Source organism: Halobacillus faecis, from assembly GCF_007991335.1.
In the GTDB taxonomy this organism is placed as follows: domain Bacteria; phylum Bacillota; class Bacilli; order Bacillales; family Halobacillaceae; genus Halobacillus; species Halobacillus faecis.
In genome coordinates this window covers 32,873-50,703 of record NZ_BJYD01000001.1, presented here as the reverse complement: position 1 = coordinate 50,703, position 17,831 = coordinate 32,873, and the positions used below count along the sequence as shown (strand labels likewise).

The 17,831-nt window shown below is 42.3% G+C and carries 15 protein-coding genes and 1 other annotated feature; of the genes, 7 read left to right on the top strand and 8 right to left on the bottom strand.

What is annotated here, in order from left to right; genetic code table 11:
- Positions 1 to 34 precede the first annotated feature (34 nt).
- Both HFA01_RS00235 and ezrA read right to left on the bottom strand, forming a co-directional pair.
- On the bottom strand, positions 35 to 367 hold the full coding sequence (locus HFA01_RS00235) for a hypothetical protein (protein ID WP_146812563.1): 333 nt from the start codon (positions 365 to 367) through the stop codon (positions 35 to 37).
- 12 nt (positions 368 to 379) lie between these two features.
- Positions 380 to 2,071, bottom strand: a complete 1,692-nt coding sequence (gene ezrA, locus HFA01_RS00230; RefSeq protein WP_146812562.1) for a septation ring formation regulator EzrA — start codon at positions 2,069 to 2,071, stop codon at positions 380 to 382.
- A gap of 159 nt (positions 2,072 to 2,230) precedes the next feature.
- Between ezrA and hisJ the strand changes: the two genes are divergently transcribed.
- Complete coding sequence (hisJ, locus tag HFA01_RS00225; protein WP_146812561.1) at positions 2,231 to 3,034, top strand: histidinol-phosphatase HisJ; 804 nt, start codon at positions 2,231 to 2,233, stop codon at positions 3,032 to 3,034.
- Here hisJ and refZ read toward each other — a convergent pair.
- Positions 3,024 to 3,623 carry a forespore capture DNA-binding protein RefZ gene (refZ, locus tag HFA01_RS00220; RefSeq protein WP_146812560.1) on the bottom strand — a complete coding sequence of 200 codons (600 nt, stop codon included), beginning with the start codon at positions 3,621 to 3,623 and terminating at the stop codon, positions 3,024 to 3,026. The two genes, hisJ and refZ, sit on opposite strands and share 11 nt — an antisense overlap.
- A gap of 122 nt (positions 3,624 to 3,745) precedes the next feature.
- Here refZ and msrC point away from each other — a divergent pair, with 122 nt between their 5' ends.
- Positions 3,746 to 4,225, top strand: a complete 480-nt coding sequence (msrC, locus tag HFA01_RS00215; protein WP_146812559.1) for a free L-methionine (R)-S-oxide reductase MsrC — start codon at positions 3,746 to 3,748, stop codon at positions 4,223 to 4,225.
- A 41-nt stretch (positions 4,226 to 4,266) separates the two neighbouring features.
- On the opposite strand, the gene HFA01_RS00210 is transcribed toward msrC, so the two are convergent.
- Entirely contained in the window at positions 4,267 to 6,150 is a 1,884-nt protein-coding gene (locus HFA01_RS00210) for a sensor domain-containing diguanylate cyclase (RefSeq protein WP_146812558.1), read from the bottom strand.
- A gap of 512 nt (positions 6,151 to 6,662) precedes the next feature.
- Between HFA01_RS00210 and rpsD the strand changes: the two genes are divergently transcribed.
- The gene (rpsD, locus tag HFA01_RS00205; RefSeq protein WP_075034553.1) at positions 6,663 to 7,265 is read left to right on the top strand and encodes a 30S ribosomal protein S4; all 603 of its coding nucleotides are present in this window, start codon (positions 6,663 to 6,665) and stop codon (positions 7,263 to 7,265) included.
- 161 nt (positions 7,266 to 7,426) lie between these two features.
- On the opposite strand, the gene tyrS is transcribed toward rpsD, so the two are convergent.
- Entirely contained in the window at positions 7,427 to 8,695 is a 1,269-nt protein-coding gene (gene tyrS / locus HFA01_RS00200) for a tyrosine--tRNA ligase (RefSeq protein WP_146812557.1), read from the bottom strand.
- 91 nt (positions 8,696 to 8,786) lie between these two features.
- Positions 8,787 to 8,996, bottom strand: a binding site (T-box leader).
- A gap of 120 nt (positions 8,997 to 9,116) precedes the next feature.
- Between tyrS and HFA01_RS00195 the strand changes: the two genes are divergently transcribed.
- The 4 genes from HFA01_RS00195 to HFA01_RS00180 all read left to right on the top strand — a co-directional run bounded on the left by HFA01_RS00195 (position 9,117) and on the right by HFA01_RS00180 (position 14,841).
- Positions 9,117 to 12,239, top strand: coding sequence for a transglycosylase domain-containing protein (locus HFA01_RS00195; RefSeq protein WP_146812556.1), 3,123 nt, complete (start codon positions 9,117 to 9,119; stop codon positions 12,237 to 12,239).
- 136 nt (positions 12,240 to 12,375) lie between these two features.
- A complete protein-coding gene (locus HFA01_RS00190) occupies positions 12,376 to 13,020 on the top strand; it encodes a GNAT family N-acetyltransferase (protein ID WP_146812555.1) in 645 nt (214 codons plus the stop codon).
- Positions 13,021 to 13,024: 4 nt separating this feature from the next.
- A complete protein-coding gene (locus HFA01_RS00185) occupies positions 13,025 to 13,672 on the top strand; it encodes an acetoin utilization AcuB family protein (RefSeq protein WP_146812554.1) in 648 nt (215 codons plus the stop codon).
- Positions 13,669 to 14,841, top strand: coding sequence for an acetoin utilization protein AcuC (locus tag HFA01_RS00180; protein WP_146812553.1), 1,173 nt, complete (start codon positions 13,669 to 13,671; stop codon positions 14,839 to 14,841). The genes HFA01_RS00185 and HFA01_RS00180 overlap by 4 nt, the downstream gene beginning before the upstream one ends.
- Before the next feature lie 38 nt (positions 14,842 to 14,879).
- Here the strand turns inward: HFA01_RS00180 and motS are convergent, their stop codons facing one another.
- From motS to ccpA, 3 genes are read right to left on the bottom strand one after another with little or no spacing between them, the layout of a single operon-like run.
- The gene (gene motS, locus HFA01_RS00175) at positions 14,880 to 15,665 is read right to left on the bottom strand and encodes a flagellar motor protein MotS (protein ID WP_146812552.1); all 786 of its coding nucleotides are present in this window, start codon (positions 15,663 to 15,665) and stop codon (positions 14,880 to 14,882) included.
- Positions 15,655 to 16,482: a flagellar motor protein MotP gene (gene motP / locus HFA01_RS00170; protein WP_146812551.1), complete on the bottom strand. Its 828-nt coding sequence runs from the start codon at positions 16,480 to 16,482 to the stop codon at positions 15,655 to 15,657. Before motP ends, motS begins: the two co-directional genes overlap by 11 nt.
- Positions 16,483 to 16,533: 51 nt before the next feature.
- Complete coding sequence (ccpA, locus tag HFA01_RS00165) at positions 16,534 to 17,532, bottom strand: catabolite control protein A (protein WP_146812550.1); 999 nt, start codon at positions 17,530 to 17,532, stop codon at positions 16,534 to 16,536.
- Positions 17,533 to 17,831: the final 299 nt, after the last annotated feature.

Below are 17,831 nucleotides of genomic sequence, written 5' to 3'. Positions count from 1 at the left end.
AAAAAGCACCTGCCTTACGCAGGTGCTCTACATCTTAACTATTGTCATTTTCATTTAATTCAAGTGAATCAAGGAGGGTATCGATGCTGAGTTTTCCGTCTTCACGAACATCATTGATCCAGTCTTTCGTCAATGTTCTTTCTCCAATGATCGTTGAAACCTCATTTTCTACTCCCATGTTTCTTTCAAAAAAATCAGCGGCTAGTGAATGATTCAGGCTTTTACCCTCTGGATCGATGGCCCTGATAAAGCCATGCTCTTCACTATCCAACACCTTAGTATCTGGACTCAGAAAAAACACACTAAGGACAATACCCCATATGAGAGCGGTTCCCGAAATCAATCCAACCATAATTCGCTTTTTCAAATGAAACACTTCCTAAACGAGGACTTCTTCCTCTTTGTCAATTTTGGAAAGTGCGGACGGATCCACTTCTTTAATGGCCTCTGTAGCGAGGTTCAGCGCTTGTTCATAATGATAAGACCTGAACTTTTCCTCTGCCTCAAGGAGTCTAGCTGCTAAGATTGGATACTTGCTTCTATAACGATTGCCGCATTGAATCACGCGTTCTGCAAGCTGAGCGGTTTCCATAACCTTTTCAGCATCGTGACTCAACTGCTCTGTCATTTCCATAGCTTCGTCCAATTTTTCGTTGACCACAGCCATATCGAGCGGCTGGGCTTCAAGGCTCTGGAACACCTCATCTACTTTGTGACTTGCTGCTTTCATATCTTCATAGATCGACGTAGGAATGCCAGGAATATTACTTCTTTTTAATCTACGATGAGTATCCAAAAGAAGGCTTTCCATCTTCGTCAATTTCTGCTTGGCTTCTCGTTCATCTTTCCTGAGGTTTTGGACACGCTCTTGGAAATATCCATGTTGTTCTTCAAGCTCTTGCAATTGTTTTTCCGTATCTTCAACCTCTTCGCGGAGAAGGGCATAGGAAGTTTCACCATCTGCTCGTCTGAAATCAAGGCTTGTTATGCGTTTACGCATTTGATTCAACCACTTCTTCAAGCTTCGGTGAGACTCCAAATGTCCTTCCTCTACTTGATACGTTTGTTGTATTTCCTCTAGTTCCCGTTCCGTGTCCGCCAAAACATATTCCAACTCATCCAACTGAGCTTTAAGCGGTACAAATTGCTTTTCTACATAATGATGAGCCACCGCTTCACTTTCCAGCAGCTGATACATTTCCTGGATTCTTGTCTGTATTTCTGCCAAGGTTTCTTCAATTCCTGATTGATCTCCCTGCTCCATTTGAACGAGCATTTCCTCCAAAGACCGCTCATATTTATGTAACTCTGGAAGGAAATCAAAATGAGAGATACGGTAACCTTCCGCCTTCATCTCTTCCACACCGATTTTCAGCTCTTTCAACTGTTCAGGTAATTCAATCTTCACTTGTTTCAATCGATCAGGGAAATGCTGGACATCCTCCTGCAATTGTGTAGTCTCTTGACGTATCGTTTGCACAAGAGTATTGGCTTCAATGTAATCCCCTTGCTCAGTTAATTGTTCATATTCGTGGAGCTTGTCCTTCAATTCACCCACTCTTTGCTCAAAAACGCGGACAGCTTTGCCATATTGGTGACGGTTTTGAATAAGAAGTTTGGTAAGCTCTTTCAATTCCGGCTCCATCGATTCAATTTCCAAACGGCTTTGCTTTTCAGAATCAAGGAGGTCTTCCAACTCTTGAAGCATCATTTTGATGTCTTCCTCAATGGCTACTAACTTTTTCTCGGTGTTAGCCAAGACGACTTTTACTCGTTTAAAACGATAGCGATCCGCCGCTTCTTCTGCATCGAAAAGGTCTTCCTCAAGCTCCGGCAGCTCTTTAGTCAAAATTTGATCCCAGCGAGCCCGCCACGCTTCGAACTTTTCCTGAGTCTCACCAGAAAGGTTTAAACTTTTCACTTTGGATAACTCTTCAGTGACGCGTCGGTTCATGATATCCATTTTCCAACCTTCCAGGCGATCCACTTCATCATAGACCTTTTTCCGCCAAATCAGCCCTATGATGAACAATGCGATGAGTAGTAAAATAGCCCCGATGACGTACTTCATAAACAGCCTCCTTACAATAAACGTGCCATACGGATGTATTACGTTCCGAATTGTGATTTAGTTGTTTATAATGATACCATGTAAAACATCCTTTTGGCTAAAATATTTCAAATTTATTATCATATTGACAAAAATTTCAAGCGCAAAGGAGAGACGACTATGATTGATGGTCACATCCATACACCTTATTGCCCCCACGGCTCTTCAGACACCCTAAAAAGTTACATTGAACAAGCCATAAAACGCGGGTATCATTCCATGACATTTACAGAGCACGCGCCGCTTCCTTCCTCATTTAAAGATCCCGTTCCAGAAAAGGACAGCGGGATGTCTTTTCAACAAGTGGAAGAGTATTTAAAAGAAATCGATCAGCTAAAAGCAGAATACAAAAAGGAAATTCAGATTCAGAAAGGATTCGAAGTGGATTATATCGAAGGGTATGAAAAAGAGGTGGAAAGCTTTCTTAATACCTATGGTCCCTCTCTTGATGACAGCATCCTATCCGTTCACTTCTTAAGGGGACCAAGCCAGTGGTACTGTATCGACTACAGCCCGGACATGTATAAAGAAGCGATTCATGATTTCGGTGGCTTGGATCAACTTTATCATGCCTACTACAATACGCTCACCCAATCGGTACTCAGGGAGTTAGGCGATTACAAACCAAACCGTGTCGGGCATATGACGCTTGTGAAGAAATTCCAACACCTCTATCCCGCGCCGAAGAATTGGGAAAAGCAGGCTCAATCGTTCCTTCAACTCGTTCAGAATCATGGATATACCCTTGATTATAACGGGGCAGGAGTAGTGAAAGAGCACTGCAAAGAGACTTATCCTCCATTACAAATGGCAAGACAAGCCTCTTCCATGGGCATTCCTTTAATTTATGGTTCTGACGCTCATACAGCATCGGGGCTAGGTCAAGGATACAGCTCAATCGACCATCAGCTTCTCAAGCTTTAGCAAGCTCTTGGACGGAGCGGTGATCGTTCATTAATCCACTATACATTTCTACAAAATGGTTGAGAGAAGCGTCTGTAATAAATGGATCTTTAAACTCATGTGGCATCATGAACGGAGCATTTAATAGTCCTTTCAATTGAAGCAGGCATAATTTTTCTTTGAAAGTGACATCAATATGGGAGTTTTTATCGAAAAGGATTTGAGTGAGTAAATGGTTCTCTTTTGCCAAGTAAGTGACGAGCATTTCTCGTGCAAACGTTGTGTTCAACGTAAGCTCCCTATTTAACAAACAAGATAGTTGATAATTTGATTGTTTATAATGTAGAATTTTTTTCACTAATTGATTTAGACGATATTCGCCTTCTGAGGGTTCCTCGTTTTCCAGCATTTCAAGATAAGGCTCGAAATAGCTGACGGCGAGTGATTCAAAAAGGCCTTGTTTGCTCTTAAAGTAGTAATGGATCAACGAGACATTAACATTAGCTGCCTTCGCGATATCTCGGACAGATGTTCCATTAAAACCTTGGCTGTAAAAAAGGCGGCAGGCTACATCTAACACTTTGTCACGCGTTACGTTTGGTCGGCTCATTATTTTTCCCCCTCAGGAAAAGATTCTCTACATTTGTTGGATTTCCTGCTTGCAATCGTCCATCAAATACCGACAGAAAATTCTGTTTTTTGTCGAATACTATAAGCTCAGGAGGTATATTCATGTTCCAAACCACTTCTTACAAAGGTACCAAAAATGAAAAATACGATCTGGTCATCAAGCAATTAAAAGCTCTCATCGAGGACGAGCCAGATCAAATCGCAAACTTGTCCAATGCATCTTCTCTTCTCAACCAGTTCTTAGATGATGTCAATTGGGTCGGCTTCTATTTGTGGAAAGAGAGCCAGCTTGTTCTCGGGCCATTTCAGGGTCTTCCCGCTTGTGTCCGGATCCCATCAGGCAAAGGGGTTTGTGGTACAGCCGTAGCCGAAAAAAAAGTTCAGCGTATTGAAGATGTCCACGCGTTTCCTGGACACATTGCTTGTGACGCTGCCAGCCAATCTGAAATAGTCGTACCCATTGTAAAAGATGATGAAATTTTCGGTGTCCTAGATATCGACAGCCCTTCCAAAGGAAGATTTGATGAAGTGGACGAAGAGAAACTAGTTGAATTCGTACAAACCTTACAAGAATACATTTAAAAGAAAGCCGCTGGAGTGTTTTTCACTCCAGCGGCTTTCTTTTAGCTTTTCTCCTTAATTGGATGGGCGGTTACAATTCGGTTTCTTCCAGAACTTTTAGCTTTATACAGTGCTTGATCCGCTTGCTGGACAATTTGCTTTCGGTTCGGCCTGAGCCATTCTGATTTCCACGGAGCAATCCCGCAGGAAACGGTTACAGCAGGAGAAGTGGAGAGCGCAATCTTTTCTCGGATCATTTCTGTCAAGTCATGGGCTTCTTCAGATGGAAGCATTGGAAGGTAGACAGCAAGCTCTTCTCCTCCCCACCGTGCGGATAGACCTTGATCGCCGATGACGGTTTTGATAATGTCAGCCACTTGGCAAATGACTTCATCACCCACCTGGTGGCCATAGGTATCGTTGATGTTTTTAAAATTATCGATATCAAAAAGAATCAAGTTGCCATTCTCATCATGCTTGACATGTTTTTCCACGCACTCATCTAAATGAACCCTGGAGTGAAGTTTTGTTAGATAATCAGTGATGACCGCCTTCTCCAACTCTTCCCTCAGAATTGAATTTGCAAAAGCCAACGTAGAATGGGCGACCAGCGACTGTAGAAGCTTGAATGACTCAAACGTAAAAAAATACGGATCTTTATGGAGAACGATAGCCAGACCGCTGATATGTTCATGATCTTTCATTGGTACAGCCATCAGAGAACGATACTGCAGAACATGGTCGATTGGCTTCGCCTCCAAATCACTTATGAAAAGCGGCCCTTCTTGATGAGATATGGATTCAAGTGCATAATGCACAAGAGCGCTTGATTCGGAAGAAATGAAGTATTCCGTACTCCCCTCAAGAACGTTATGACTTGAAAGCTCTTCATACGTAACAAAACCGACTTCATCTGCATGAAAAGACTGTTGAATTTTATAGGCCATATAACGAATCTTTTCAGTTAAACGCATATTGGAGTTGAGTTTTTGTGAAGTGGAATTAATTAATTGCAGGTCACTGTTTAACTTTCTTGATTGTTGATAAAGTTGGGCATTTTCAAGAGCCTTCCCTGCTGTATTGGCTATAAAAATGAAGAATTCAACATCTTTTTTAGGAAAATACAAATAATCCGGGGTCACAATTTTTAACACCCCGTATATGCCTTGTTTCCCTTTAAGCGGAGCATACAGAATGGAGCGCTTTTCACCCAAATGATCTTCTATTTGTACTTCACCTGTTAAATAAGCCTGGGTACTTGCGCTTGACTCAAGGTCCATATCGTAGGTGAGCTCGCGGACAGGCAGATCATTATCTTTCGTATAATCATTCGACAACAGCAAATAGTATTGAAAATCGGGATAGGTTTTTCTTAAGGTTTCAATAATTTCTTTTAAGACTCCATCTGTATCGATCGAAGAATGAAAGTGAGAAGTTACTTTGTATAACAACTCGTATTTTTTCTCTTCCTCCATGGACGTATAAAAGCCTTCAAGCTTTTTTATGCATTTGGTAACCTCAAAACCGATAGCACGCAGGAAACGATCCTCCATCTGCACGGAAGACGCCCCTTTCAAGACTAGATACCCAAAGGTTGTACCCCCAGAGTGCAGGGAAGTTATTCTTAACGAAGAACCAACTGATTTTGCATCAATGAGCTGGTGCACGTCAGGTTCACTTGTCGTTTGGGTATGTAAATCATCCAAAGAAAAGTGACTTCTCAATGACTCTTCAGCAGCTCCCCCCTTTGAATAAAGTTGAAAGCGCCCTTTCCATTCATCCAGTAAATAAATGGCACAAAAAGAGGCTTGTGAAAAGCTTTTTATTTCATCAGTCAGGTTGACAACAAACTGTTCAAACGTATAGGGTGATTCTGAAATCATATATTCAAACAAAAGACTTTGTAGTTTTTCCAGTCTCTTTTTTATGAGGGATTGGACAATCATTCGACTCACCTATCTTCCCTAACAAACGATTTGAGTATATTGTACCATTACTTTAATCACAAAAACGACCATTAATATGTAAAAATATATCTTTATTAACTGTTCACTATTATATCATTCTATTACTGTATTGTTCGGAACCATATTCTTGTGCTCCCTGCTTCGTTTTCGGATTGAAGCATTCTTACAATGCCTTAGAGAACTCTTACATAGACAGAGGAGGTTACTGGAAAAATGGATGGGTTATTCATTATCCTCTCAGCCAGTGCTTTTCCCCATTTTTCATTCCAACCCCCTTGACTTCTATTCCTAATAGGATTACAATGTTCGTTGTGTAAAATAAATGGCAGCCTATGTGAACCACCATTGTCATCATTTTGTTCCTCGTTATGAGGTGCATCGTGTAACTCTCTGCTGCTGGGGCGAAGGTGCATGAAAACATAATGAGCAATGATCGAAGGGACACACTGTTTTTATTTTATGCAAAATAAAATAAAAAGGAGGAAATTCCTATGGCACGTTATACAGGTCCAACCTGGAAAAAATCACGTCGTTATGGTATTTCTTTAAGCGGAACTGGTAAGGAGCTTGAAAAGCGCCCTTACGCTCCTGGACAACATGGTCCAAACCAACGTAAAAAACTATCCGAATTCGGTCTTCAACTACAAGAGAAGCAGAAGCTTCGTTTCATGTACGGTTTGACTGAGCGTCAATTCCGTCGCTTGTTTGAAGAAGCGGGTAACATGAAAGGAATCCACGGTGAAAACTTCATGATCCTTCTTGAATCCCGTTTGGATAACCTTGTTTACCGTCTAGGTCTAGCTCGTACGCGCAACCAAGCTCGTCAGCTAGTTACTCACGGTCACGTTACTGTTGATGGTGGTCGCGTTGATATCCCATCTTACCGCGTAGCTCCTGGTCAAGTGATCAGCCTTCGCGAAAAATCTCAAAAGCTTAACGTCGTAGAAGAAGCGATCGAAGTAAATAACTTCGTACCAGAATACCTTACTTTCGATGAAGACAAGCGTGAAGGAACGTACACTCGTTTCCCTGAGCGTTCTGAGCTTCCTTCTGAAATCAACGAAGCTCTTATCGTTGAATTCTACTCTCGTTAATTTCTGCTTTTGCAGATTCACGACAAAAGCGCCTTTGGAATGTTATTTACATTTCAAAGGCGCTTTTTTTTATATTATAACTATAGTGCAGAAAAGGAAGTACTCTCCCTCTGCTTTCATTAAACAAAGAGGCAGACCACAATGGTCTGCCTCTTCCCTCGTTATTGGAACTTAATCAAGAAGTACTTTTTCTTTCCACGACGGATAATAGTAAAGCGATCTTCAATCCGATCTTCCTCACCAATGGTATGTTTAAGATCCTGATTGCGTTCACCGTTAATATAAACAGCTCCATTGCCGATATCCTCCCGCGCCTGACGCTTAGAGGAGGAAATGCCTGCGTTCACAAGTAAATCCAGCAGCTGCGGTTCTTTTTCTTCGGAATTGTATGTTGGAACATCTTTAAATCCTTGCTCAATTTCCGCGCCTGATAAAGCCTTTATATCTCCACTGAATAAAGCAGCAGAAATGCGCTCCGCCTGCTTTAATGCTTCCTCATCATGGACGAGTTTTGTCATTTCTTCAGCTAGACGACGCTGAGCCACACGTTTTTCCGGTTGGGCTTCTACTTCTTTTTCAAGTTCAGAAATTTCCTCTAAGCTCAGGAATGTGAAATACTTCAGGAAGCGGATGACATCACGATCATCTGCGTTGATCCAGAACTGATAGAATTCATAAGGAGACGTTTTTTCAGGATCAAGCCAGATTGCTCCACCAGCTGTCTTCCCGAACTTCGATCCATCAGCTTTCGTAATCAACGGAACAGTCAAACCATAGGCTTCCACTTCTTCTTCTCCTGCGGCAGATCGTCTCAGCAGCTCAAGGCCCGCTGTAATGTTCCCCCACTGATCACTTCCACCGATTTGAAGGGTGCAATTCTCTTTTTGATACAACTGCTGGAAGTCAAGAGACTGCAAAATCATGTAAGAGAACTCTGTATAGCTGATTCCCTGCTCAATGCGGGACTCTACAGAATCTTTTGCCAACATATAGTTGATACCAAAGTGTTTACCAGTATCCCGAAGGAAATCAATGATGGTCATTTGCGATAACCACTCATGGTTATTTCGCGCAACCGCTGCATTTTCACCTTCATCAAAATTTAGAATTCTCGCCAATTGTTCTTTAATACTCTCACTGTACCCTTGAACGACCTCCGCACTGTTCAACTGCCTTTCACTTGAACGGCCACTCGGATCACCGATCATGCCTGTACCGCCACCCACTAGGGCAATCGGACGGTGTCCTGCTTGTTGGAACCTTTTTAACATGAGTACTGGAAGCAGATGCCCAATATGCAGACTATCCGCAGTCGGATCAAAGCCACAGTATAGCGTTACCTGATCTGTTTCAAGGTGCTTTTTCAACCCTTCTTCGTCTGTCATCTGGTTGATTAAACCACGTTGTTGTAAATCCTTCAAAATATCCATTGGATCACTCCTCAATCTGTTATAAGTAGACTTGTGCTAAGGTCTAAGAGATGAATTTTCTGAAAACAAAAAAAGACCTCGCCCCCCTGTGAAAAGGGACGAGGTCTCGCGGTACCACCCTTGTTGCACACATACGTATCATGTGCCACTCCGATCGATAACGGCATTTCACCGTCTTCTGATTCATACCAGAAGAATGCTCCAGGTCGTAATTCAAAAACAATTGTGTACCGGCTCTCACCCACCGCCGATTCTCTGAAACAGGGAATTGTTTTTTACTCCAGTCCTTCAACGCACATATATTCACCTACGTATATATTTATCACAACACAATCCAAAAAGCAATAAACCCGGGGTAGAATTATATGCTATATTCCCTGGGTGTGTTATAATATTGGTGGATTTTTTAGGAGGTATTATCATGTCTAATAAACCGGAAAACGGGCGAAAAAAGCTGGATTTGCGCTCTTTATGGGAGAGTGGGACCATCCAGAAAAATGGCCGGATCACCTATGATGTCGTATGGAACGTCATCTTATTTTTTATCATCATCGGTGTTATCGGGTTGTTTTTCGCAGGTGGTGTAGGCGCCGGCTATTTCGCTTCTCTTGTGAAAGATGAAGAGGTCAGAAGCGAAGAGCAAATGAAAGAAACGATTTATAACTATTCAGAGACCTCGACCATGTTATTCAATGATGGAGAAACCGAGATTGGTGACGTCAGATCAGATCTCTATCGTGAGGAAGTCCAACTGGATCAAATCAGTGAAGATTTGAGAAATGCTGTAATTGCGACAGAGGATGAGTATTTCGGGGAACACAAAGGCGTGGTTCCAAAAGCGGTTATGCGAGCAGTCGTTCAAGAAGTAACCAACTCCTCTGTAAAAACAGGTGGAAGTACATTGACCCAGCAGCTGGTCAAAAACCAGATTCTAACAAACGAAGTGTCGTTTGAACGTAAAGCCAAGGAAATGCTGCTGGCATTGAGAATTGAGCGTTTCCTTGATAAAGATGAGATATTGGAAGCCTACTTAAACATTGTACCTTTCGGTCGAAATGCGAATGGACAAAATGTGGCAGGCGTACAAACAGCCGCTCAAGGTATTTTTGGTGTAGATGCCAAAGACTTAACATTGGCTCAATCCGCTTATATTGCAGGCTTACCTCAGTCTCCGTTTGGCTACACTCCTTTTTATAATGACGGAACGATCAAAGAACCAGAAAACCTGGAAGCGGGAATCGACCGCATGCACGAAGTTCTGGAACGTATGCACGAGGCTGGGTACATCACCCAGGCAGAGTATGATGAAGCAATGAAGTTCGAGATTAATGAAGACACGTTAACCGATCCAAAGGCTACTGTGCTAGGGACATACCCTGCGATTAACCAGGAAGTCCAAGGCAGAGCGAAAGCACTCATAAAAGAGCACTTAATGAAAGAAAACGGTCATACTGAAGAAGACCTTGCAGAAGATGAGGCTCTAACGGAGGAATACGACACCATGGCCGAGCGCGAACTTTCTTCCGGCGGATACCAGATTCATACGACACTAGATAAAGAGGTCTATGACGCTATGCAGAAAGTGAGAGATACCTATACGGAAAGGAATTGGCCATGGGGTCAAAAAACGGTCTTTGACAGCGATGGACAAAAAGAAAAAGAAGAGATTCCTCTCCAATTAGGGAGTATAATCATCGAAAACTCGACAGGTAAGATTTATGGATTTATCGGCGGCTATGATTTCGAGCTAGAAAACATGAACCACGCAACTCAGGCTGACCGTTCAAATGGTAGTACGATGAAACCACTACTAGTTTATGGCCCAAGCTTTGACATGGGAGAAGCCCAACCAGGCTCAGTCATCGCAGATGTTCCTTACAACTATCAAGCACCACCATATAAAGAAGTAAGAAACTTCTCCAGAAACCACCGTGGTTTTGTATCGGCCCGGTATGCGCTAGCGCAATCTTACAACGTTCCAGCAGTAAAGCAATATAACAAAATTAAAAATAAAAACCCAGTTGAAAAATACCTTGAGAAGATGGGTATGGAAGACAACTTATTAAAAAATGTAACGATAAACGGCCAGGTATATAATGATTATGAGGCTGAATCAATGGCCCTTGGAGGTCTCACTAAAGGAATAACAGTAGAACAAAATGTGAACGCCTATGCTACCTTCGGAAACATGGGTAAATTCGTGGATGCGTATATGATTGAAAAAATCGAAACTAAAGATGGAGAAACCATCTATGAACATGAAGTGGAAGAAACAGATGTTTATAGCCCACAGGCTGCTTACCTAACGATCGATGTCATGCGTGATGTACTGGAATATGGAACAGGATCCAGAATTCGTGGCATGCTTTATAACCGAGGCGTGGACTGGGCCGGAAAAACCGGAACTTCCCAATCAACCCGAGACTCCTGGTTTGTCGCGACAAACCCTAACGTCACGGTTGGAATGTGGACAGGTTTTGCGGAAGGAAACATGCAGCACTTGAATTACAACTCTCGGACACAGGGCTTATGGGCAGACGTCGTCAATGCCGTATCTGAACTCCGACCAGAGTTGATGGTTCCAGATAATGACTTCCAAAGCCCAGGTGGTTTAGTTACACGATCTTATTGTGCAACATCAGGATTACTGGCATCGGATCTATGTTCTTCTGTAGGTCTTGTGGAAAGCGATCTGTACGATGCCGACTATGCACCAACAGAAGTAGATGACAGCTTGATCAGCGGTGATTTTGTACGTGTCAAAGATCAACTGGTTGTAGCAGGTCCAAACACACCTGGTGAATTTATTATTGATGGTGGCGGAGTTACACTCAGCCCTGAATTCTTAGAAGAAAATGGATATACAAGTTCTGAAGTATTAAAAGAACTCTTACCGAATTCAGGCGCATGGTCTAAAGTGGCTCTCCCTTCTACAGAAAGTATCGGATCCACGGCTTCTTCTATCGATAACGATGGAAAGGCACCGGCTGCACCAAGTTCCGTAAGTGCTAGTGGATCGGCTATTTCCTGGACACCATCCTCCAGTAGCGATGTTGTAGGATACCGCGTCTATCGCGCTTCTACTCCGGGTGGCTCCTTCTCGTTTATTGGAAATACGACAGACAATTCCCTCGGCTTCTCAGGAGGAAGCGGAATTTATGCTGTAAGAGCCGTCGATTACTTCGGTCAATCTTCAGGATTATCCGGAACGACGACCGTAGGGAATCCTGGCGCACCAGAACCGTCGGATGATGAAGAAACCTCTTCCGACAATTCTGATTCAGGAAATGACTCTTCCGATAATGGGAATGGGAACTCTAATGATTCAGACGAAAATGACTCTGGTGAGAATGAATCTGATGATGGAAGTTCAGATGAGGATGACGAATCAGAGAACAATGATTCCGGAGACAGTGAAACCGGAGGCGACAACTCTGGAGGAGATTCTGACGGAGAAAGCTCTGGAGATGGTTCAGGTAATGATTCAGGTAATGATTCAGGTAATGATTCAGGAGAAAGTGATTCTGAAGCAGACTCTCAATAAAATTGAACATTAAAGGAAAAATCCGATCGGCTTGCCGGTCGGATTTTTGTATTCATCATGAAAAACAAGCAGGGTTTCATGTATAATGGAGGAAATTAGTAAAATAATCTATCAATCTATGACAGGTGGTGGCTGAATGAATCATGAAAAGACGTATCATTACGAGGCATTTGACACAGAACATGGACCTGTCATCGTAGAAGGTCCATTGCCCTCTAATGATCTTGAGAAGTACACATTCAATGAAGGTTTAACTGCCTTCCGCCCTTCAGAAAAACAATTCGAGGCCATTAAAGGAATTGCAGACTTTGAAGAAGGACGCATTATTATTGCAAGGCACAATGAAGAAATCGTCGGGTATGTAACTTATCTCCACCCAGACCCTCTAGAACGTTGGTCAGAAGGAAACATGGAGGACCTCATAGAGCTTGGAGCAATTGAAGTCATCCCCAAGTTTCGTGGCTATCGGATTGGTTCTCGACTATTGAAAGTCTCTATGATGGATGAGTATATGGAGAACTACATCATCATCTCAACCGAATATTATTGGCACTGGGATCTCAAAGGAACAGGGCTGAACATTTGGGATTATCGAAAAGTCATGGAAAAAATGATGGCAGCAGGTGGACTTACTCCCTCTCCAACCGATGATCCAGAAATCATTTCCCACCCTGCAAACTGCTTGATGGTGAAAATAGGACGCCATGTTTCCGAGTCTTCTGTTGAACAATTTGATAAATTAAGGTTTTTAACAAGACACCAATACCGAATGAGGAGGTAGTCATATGTTAGTGGAAGAAATCATGAAAGAGAAAGTCATTACACTTTCACCTGAAGAAACCATTGAGAAAGCACTGAAACTCCTTCATGAACATCATATTCGCCATATCCCGATTATCAACGAAGAAAATGAAGTCATTGGTATCGTCTCTGATCGCGATGTCAGAGATGCAAGTCCTTCAACCTTTGAAAAAGAAACCAATTATGAAGAGCTGAAAAACCCGATTCGCTCCATTATGACCTCTCCTGTGACAACGGTTCATCCTCTGGATTTTGTAGAGGAAGTGGCATCAATCTTTTATGAGCAGGAAATTGCCTGTGTACCCGTGACTCGAGATGAAAAACTGGTCGGAATCATAACAGAAAAAGACATGTTGTACACGCTCATTCAACTGACGGGTACACACGTCCAAAGTTCACAAATTGAAGTGAAAGTAATCAACAAACCAGGCATACTCCCACAAGTCACTCAAGTATTCGGTAAAAGAAAAGTAAATATCAGCTCAGTCCTCATTTATCCTTATAAACCTGATCCTAAATACAAAATCATTGTTGTAAGAATTCAAACTATGAATCCCTTGCCTACGATCGAAGACTTAAAATCTGAAGGCTACGAAGTTCTTTGGCCTCAAATGCCAGGGATTCCAACATGACGTGTCATGCTGGATTCGTCTACTCCGATGATTTTACGACGTACCGTTTTCGTGAGGATCATCCTTTCAATCAAATGCGTGTGGTGATGACCAAAGAATTGTTAGAAGCTGCAGGTGCGTTATCTGAAAAGGATATGATAGCTCCACGTTTGGCTACAGAAGAGGAGTTGTCGCTCGCGCATAGTAAAAAGTATATCGAAGCTGTCAAGAAAGCTGGGCAAGGGTTATTGACAGAAGATGAAGGTATGGAGTACGGGATAGGCACCGAAGACACTCCGATTTTTAAAGGCATGCATAAAGCATCTCAGTTACTCGTCGGGAGTACATTATCGGCAATTGATGCAGTCATGGAAGGAAACGTGAAGCACGCATTGAACCTTGGCGGGGGCTTGCATCACGGTTTTGAACGTAAAGCCTCTGGATTTTGCATCTATAACGATGGTGCCGTAGGAATAAAATATATACGAGAAAAGTACAAAGCTAAAGTCCTGTATGTAGATACCGATGCGCACCATGGAGATGGTGTTCAGTGGGCTTTTTATGATGACCCGAACGTATGCACTTTTTCCATTCATGAAACAGGACGATACCTCTTTCCCGGCACGGGAAACGTAAATGAACGTGGATTGAAAGAAGGCTACGGCTATTCTTTCAATATACCAATCGATGCTTTTACGGAAGATGAATCTTTTTTAAACGTTTATGAATCCGCTTTCAGGGAAATTGTCGATTTCTTTAAACCGGATGTCATTGTCACACAAAATGGGGCGGATGCCCACCATTTTGACCCTTTAACTCATTTGTGCTCCACAATGAAAATTTACGAAGCTATTCCTAAATTGGCTCATGAACTCGCTCACGAATATTGTGAAGGTAAATGGATTGCTCTCGGTGGGGGCGGTTATGACATTTGGAGAGTGGTCCCACGTGCTTGGGCACAAATTTGGAAAGTGATGAACGATCAAACCCCTTTTCAAGGTTCCTTACCAGTAGAGTGGGTTCAAAAATGGCAGAAGGAATCTCCGGTTAATCTGATAGAAACATGGCATGATCCATCTGATGCATTCAAGCCAATCCCACGCCGGGAAGAAATAACGGAAAAAAACAAAAAAGTGTTAGCAAAAGCCTTACAATTAATCCACAATCAAAAGAAATTCAATTCTATGTAATAAAGAAAAAGCCACTACTCTTTCAGTAGTGGCTTTGTTTAGGTAGAGGAACTTTCATAATCCGGATCAAGAATTACAATTTCCACTCTCCGGTTTTTGCTCCAATTTTTTTCCGAGTCATTCGGCGCAACCGGTCTTGTTTCTGCATAAGCGACCGCAGTAAAGCGTTTAGGATCTAAGCCTTCTGTATTCGTAAGGATATAGCGAATGACGCTGCTTGCTCTAGCTCCAGATAACTCCCAATTTGAAGGATAACGATAGGTGTTGATCTGCCGATTGTCGGTATGGCCCTCCACTTTCACGAAATTAGGAATGTTCGTTAACAGTGTCCCTACTTTTGTCAAGAAAGGTTTCGCTCCATCCAGAACTTCAGCACGGCTCGTTTCAAACAGCAATTGTTCTTCTAAGACCAGCACAACTCCCCGTTCTGTTTGAGTGGCAGCAATGATGTCACTGAGTTCGTTTTCCTTAAGAAACTCATCAATTTCTTTTTTTAGTTCTTCGAGATCTTCCTTCTGCTCGGCCTCTTTGGATGCAACATGATCCGGGTTTTCTGTGGGGTCTTCAAATTCATTATTTTTCTCCCCATTCTCCTGGATCTTGGTTTGCTCTGTAGGATAGTCGCTCTCAATAGCTGATGGATAAAAATCGAAGATCATCCGATTACGAAAGGATTCTGCTATGGCTTCAAATTTCACTAGATTAATTTGAGACATGGAGAATAGAAGAATGAAAAACACAAGCACCAATGTAATCATATCCGCATATGTAGTCATCCATTTCGGTGCACCCTTCTTTTTTTCCTTTCTACGCCTAAGATTCATTAGCTGTAGCTCCTAATGTTTCTTCCTCTACTTGTTCTTTTTCTTCGAGATTTTTATCACTCTCAGATAGAAAAGCGCTCAGTTTCTCTTCTAAGATCTTAGGGTTTTGTCCTGACTGAACACCAATGACACCTTCAATAATGACTTGTTTTATGAATATTTCTTCATACGTTTTGTTTTCAAGCTTTCCGGCCATTGGGATAAAAACTAAGTTGGCAAGCAATGTACCGTAAAAAGTAGTGAGCAGAGCTACAGCCATTTGAGGGCCAAGAGTTGCAGGATTGGATAAGCTTTGTAACATAAGAACCAAGCCAATCAGAGTCCCAATCATCCCCCATGCAGGTGCATACTCCCCTGCCTTCTCAATAATTGCTCTGCCTTTTTGATGCCGCTCTTCAACAGCTACGATTTCTGCTTTCATAATGTCGTTGATGACCTCTGGTTCGATTCCATCTACAGCAAGAAGAATCCCCTTCTTAATAAAAGGATCTTCTACTTCTTCCAGTTCTGTCTCAAGAGCAAGTAAACCTTCTCTCCTTGCTTTTTCCGATAAGCTGACGAATAAGGAAATCAAATCTCTTAAATTCATGTCACTCGTTTTAAAAGCCTCTTTGGTCACCCGGAACGTGAGCTTCACTTCACTCATATTGAAGTTTACTAGAATCGCTGCCGTAAGACCCCCAAGAACGATCAAGATCGAAGACACTTGAATAAACGACTTAAATCCCCCGAAACCGGCGTTTGCCATGATCCCAAACATGACCATGGCAAATCCGACAGTAATTCCGATGGGAGTCAATAAATCTTTTTTTGTCATTCCACTCTCTCCTCAGTTTCGAACAAGTACCTTATAGTACATATATCGGTACTATTTCTGCTGAGTTGAGTTTCTTTCGATAATTCTATGTGGCAAAATGACGTTCTGCTCTTCTACTTCTTCCTTATTCATGAATTTCGTCAGTAGACGCATCGCCACCGCACCAATATCGTACATCGGCTGCACCACTGTAGAAAGCGTTGGGCGTACCATTGTAGCTAAACGTGTGTTATCAAAGCCGAAGACTTCCATGTCCTCTGGAACACGAATCCCGCGGTCTTGTGCGCCGTGTATAACACCAAGAGCCATTTCATCTGAAGAGACGAAAATCGCAGTCGGCTGATTATCCATCTCCACGATCTGTTCTAAAGCTTCAAGTCCTGAATCATAAGAGTAATCGCCCGTAACCATCCATTTTTCTGGCTGGTCTTCACCACTTTCTTTCATGGCACGTTTGAAGCCTTCTACTTTTTCTGTATTAATCACCGTATTTTCCGGTCCTGATACAAAAGCGATTTGCTTGTTATTTTCAAGCAGCAGCTTCGTTGCATCATAAGCAGCCTCTTCGTAATTGATATTGACAGATGGTGTTTCTTTTGTCTCATCCACCGTTGCAGCCAGAGCAATCGGTACAGATGAAGTTTTGAATTCACGGATATGATCTTCGGTAATGTCTCCGCCCATGAAGATCAGCCCGTCCACTTGTTTACCTAACATGGCATTGATTAAATGAAGTTCTTTATCTTTATTCTGATCAGAGTTACTCAGAATAATATTATAATTATACATCGTTGCGATATCTTCAATTCCGCGCGCTAGTTCAGCAAAGAAAATACTTGAAATATCGGGAATGATTACTCCGACGGTTGTCGTTTTCTTGCTTGCTAATCCACGAGCGACAGCGTTCGGACGGTACCCTAGTCTTTCAATGGCATCATGTACTTTTTTGCGAGTCGCAGGTTTTACATTCGGGTTCCCATTAACCACCCTCGATACCGTCGCCATCGATACATTGGCCTCTCTTGCTACATCATATATTGTTACATTCATCATGCATCCTCCTTCGTCAAATCCAGTCGTTCTTTTTTGTTCAATAGGATAATCATACGATAAATCCCTTACCCGCGCAATATTCGTAACTTTTCTCTGTATTATTATACCCTAAATATTATAACGGATAGCCGCTTCCCTGCAAAAGAATAAGATAAAGGTAAACTCCATTAATGAGATTTCCATAGAATCATCAATTGGAAGAGCCTGAGAACACAAAAAAAGTTAGACTGGCTGACCAGCCTAACTTTTCATAGCAATTGCTCTCATCTATGACTTCGCAAGGATAAAATGTGGGT

Bases quoted from the DNA above. Each gene is read 5' to 3' on its own strand.
- ezrA (WP_146812562.1), bottom strand. From the start codon at position 2,071: ATGAAGTACGTCATCGGGGCTATTTTACTACTCATCGCATTGTTCATC.
- hisJ (WP_146812561.1), top strand. From the start codon at position 2,231: ATGATTGATGGTCACATCCATACACCTTATTGCCCCCACGGCTCTTCA.
- refZ (WP_146812560.1), bottom strand. From the start codon at position 3,623: ATGAGCCGACCAAACGTAACGCGTGACAAAGTGTTAGATGTAGCCTGC.
- msrC (WP_146812559.1), top strand. From the start codon at position 3,746: ATGTTCCAAACCACTTCTTACAAAGGTACCAAAAATGAAAAATACGAT.
- HFA01_RS00210 (WP_146812558.1), bottom strand. From the start codon at position 6,150: ATGATTGTCCAATCCCTCATAAAAAAGAGACTGGAAAAACTACAAAGT.
- rpsD (WP_075034553.1), top strand. From the start codon at position 6,663: ATGGCACGTTATACAGGTCCAACCTGGAAAAAATCACGTCGTTATGGT.
- tyrS (WP_146812557.1), bottom strand. From the start codon at position 8,695: ATGGATATTTTGAAGGATTTACAACAACGTGGTTTAATCAACCAGATG.
- HFA01_RS00195 (WP_146812556.1), top strand. From the start codon at position 9,117: ATGTCTAATAAACCGGAAAACGGGCGAAAAAAGCTGGATTTGCGCTCT.
- HFA01_RS00190 (WP_146812555.1), top strand. From the start codon at position 12,376: ATGAATCATGAAAAGACGTATCATTACGAGGCATTTGACACAGAACAT.
- HFA01_RS00185 (WP_146812554.1), top strand. From the start codon at position 13,025: ATGTTAGTGGAAGAAATCATGAAAGAGAAAGTCATTACACTTTCACCT.
- HFA01_RS00180 (WP_146812553.1), top strand. From the start codon at position 13,669: ATGACGTGTCATGCTGGATTCGTCTACTCCGATGATTTTACGACGTAC.
- motS (WP_146812552.1), bottom strand. From the start codon at position 15,665: ATGAATCTTAGGCGTAGAAAGGAAAAAAAGAAGGGTGCACCGAAATGG.
- motP (WP_146812551.1), bottom strand. From the start codon at position 16,482: ATGACAAAAAAAGATTTATTGACTCCCATCGGAATTACTGTCGGATTT.
- ccpA (WP_146812550.1), bottom strand. From the start codon at position 17,532: ATGAATGTAACAATATATGATGTAGCAAGAGAGGCCAATGTATCGATG.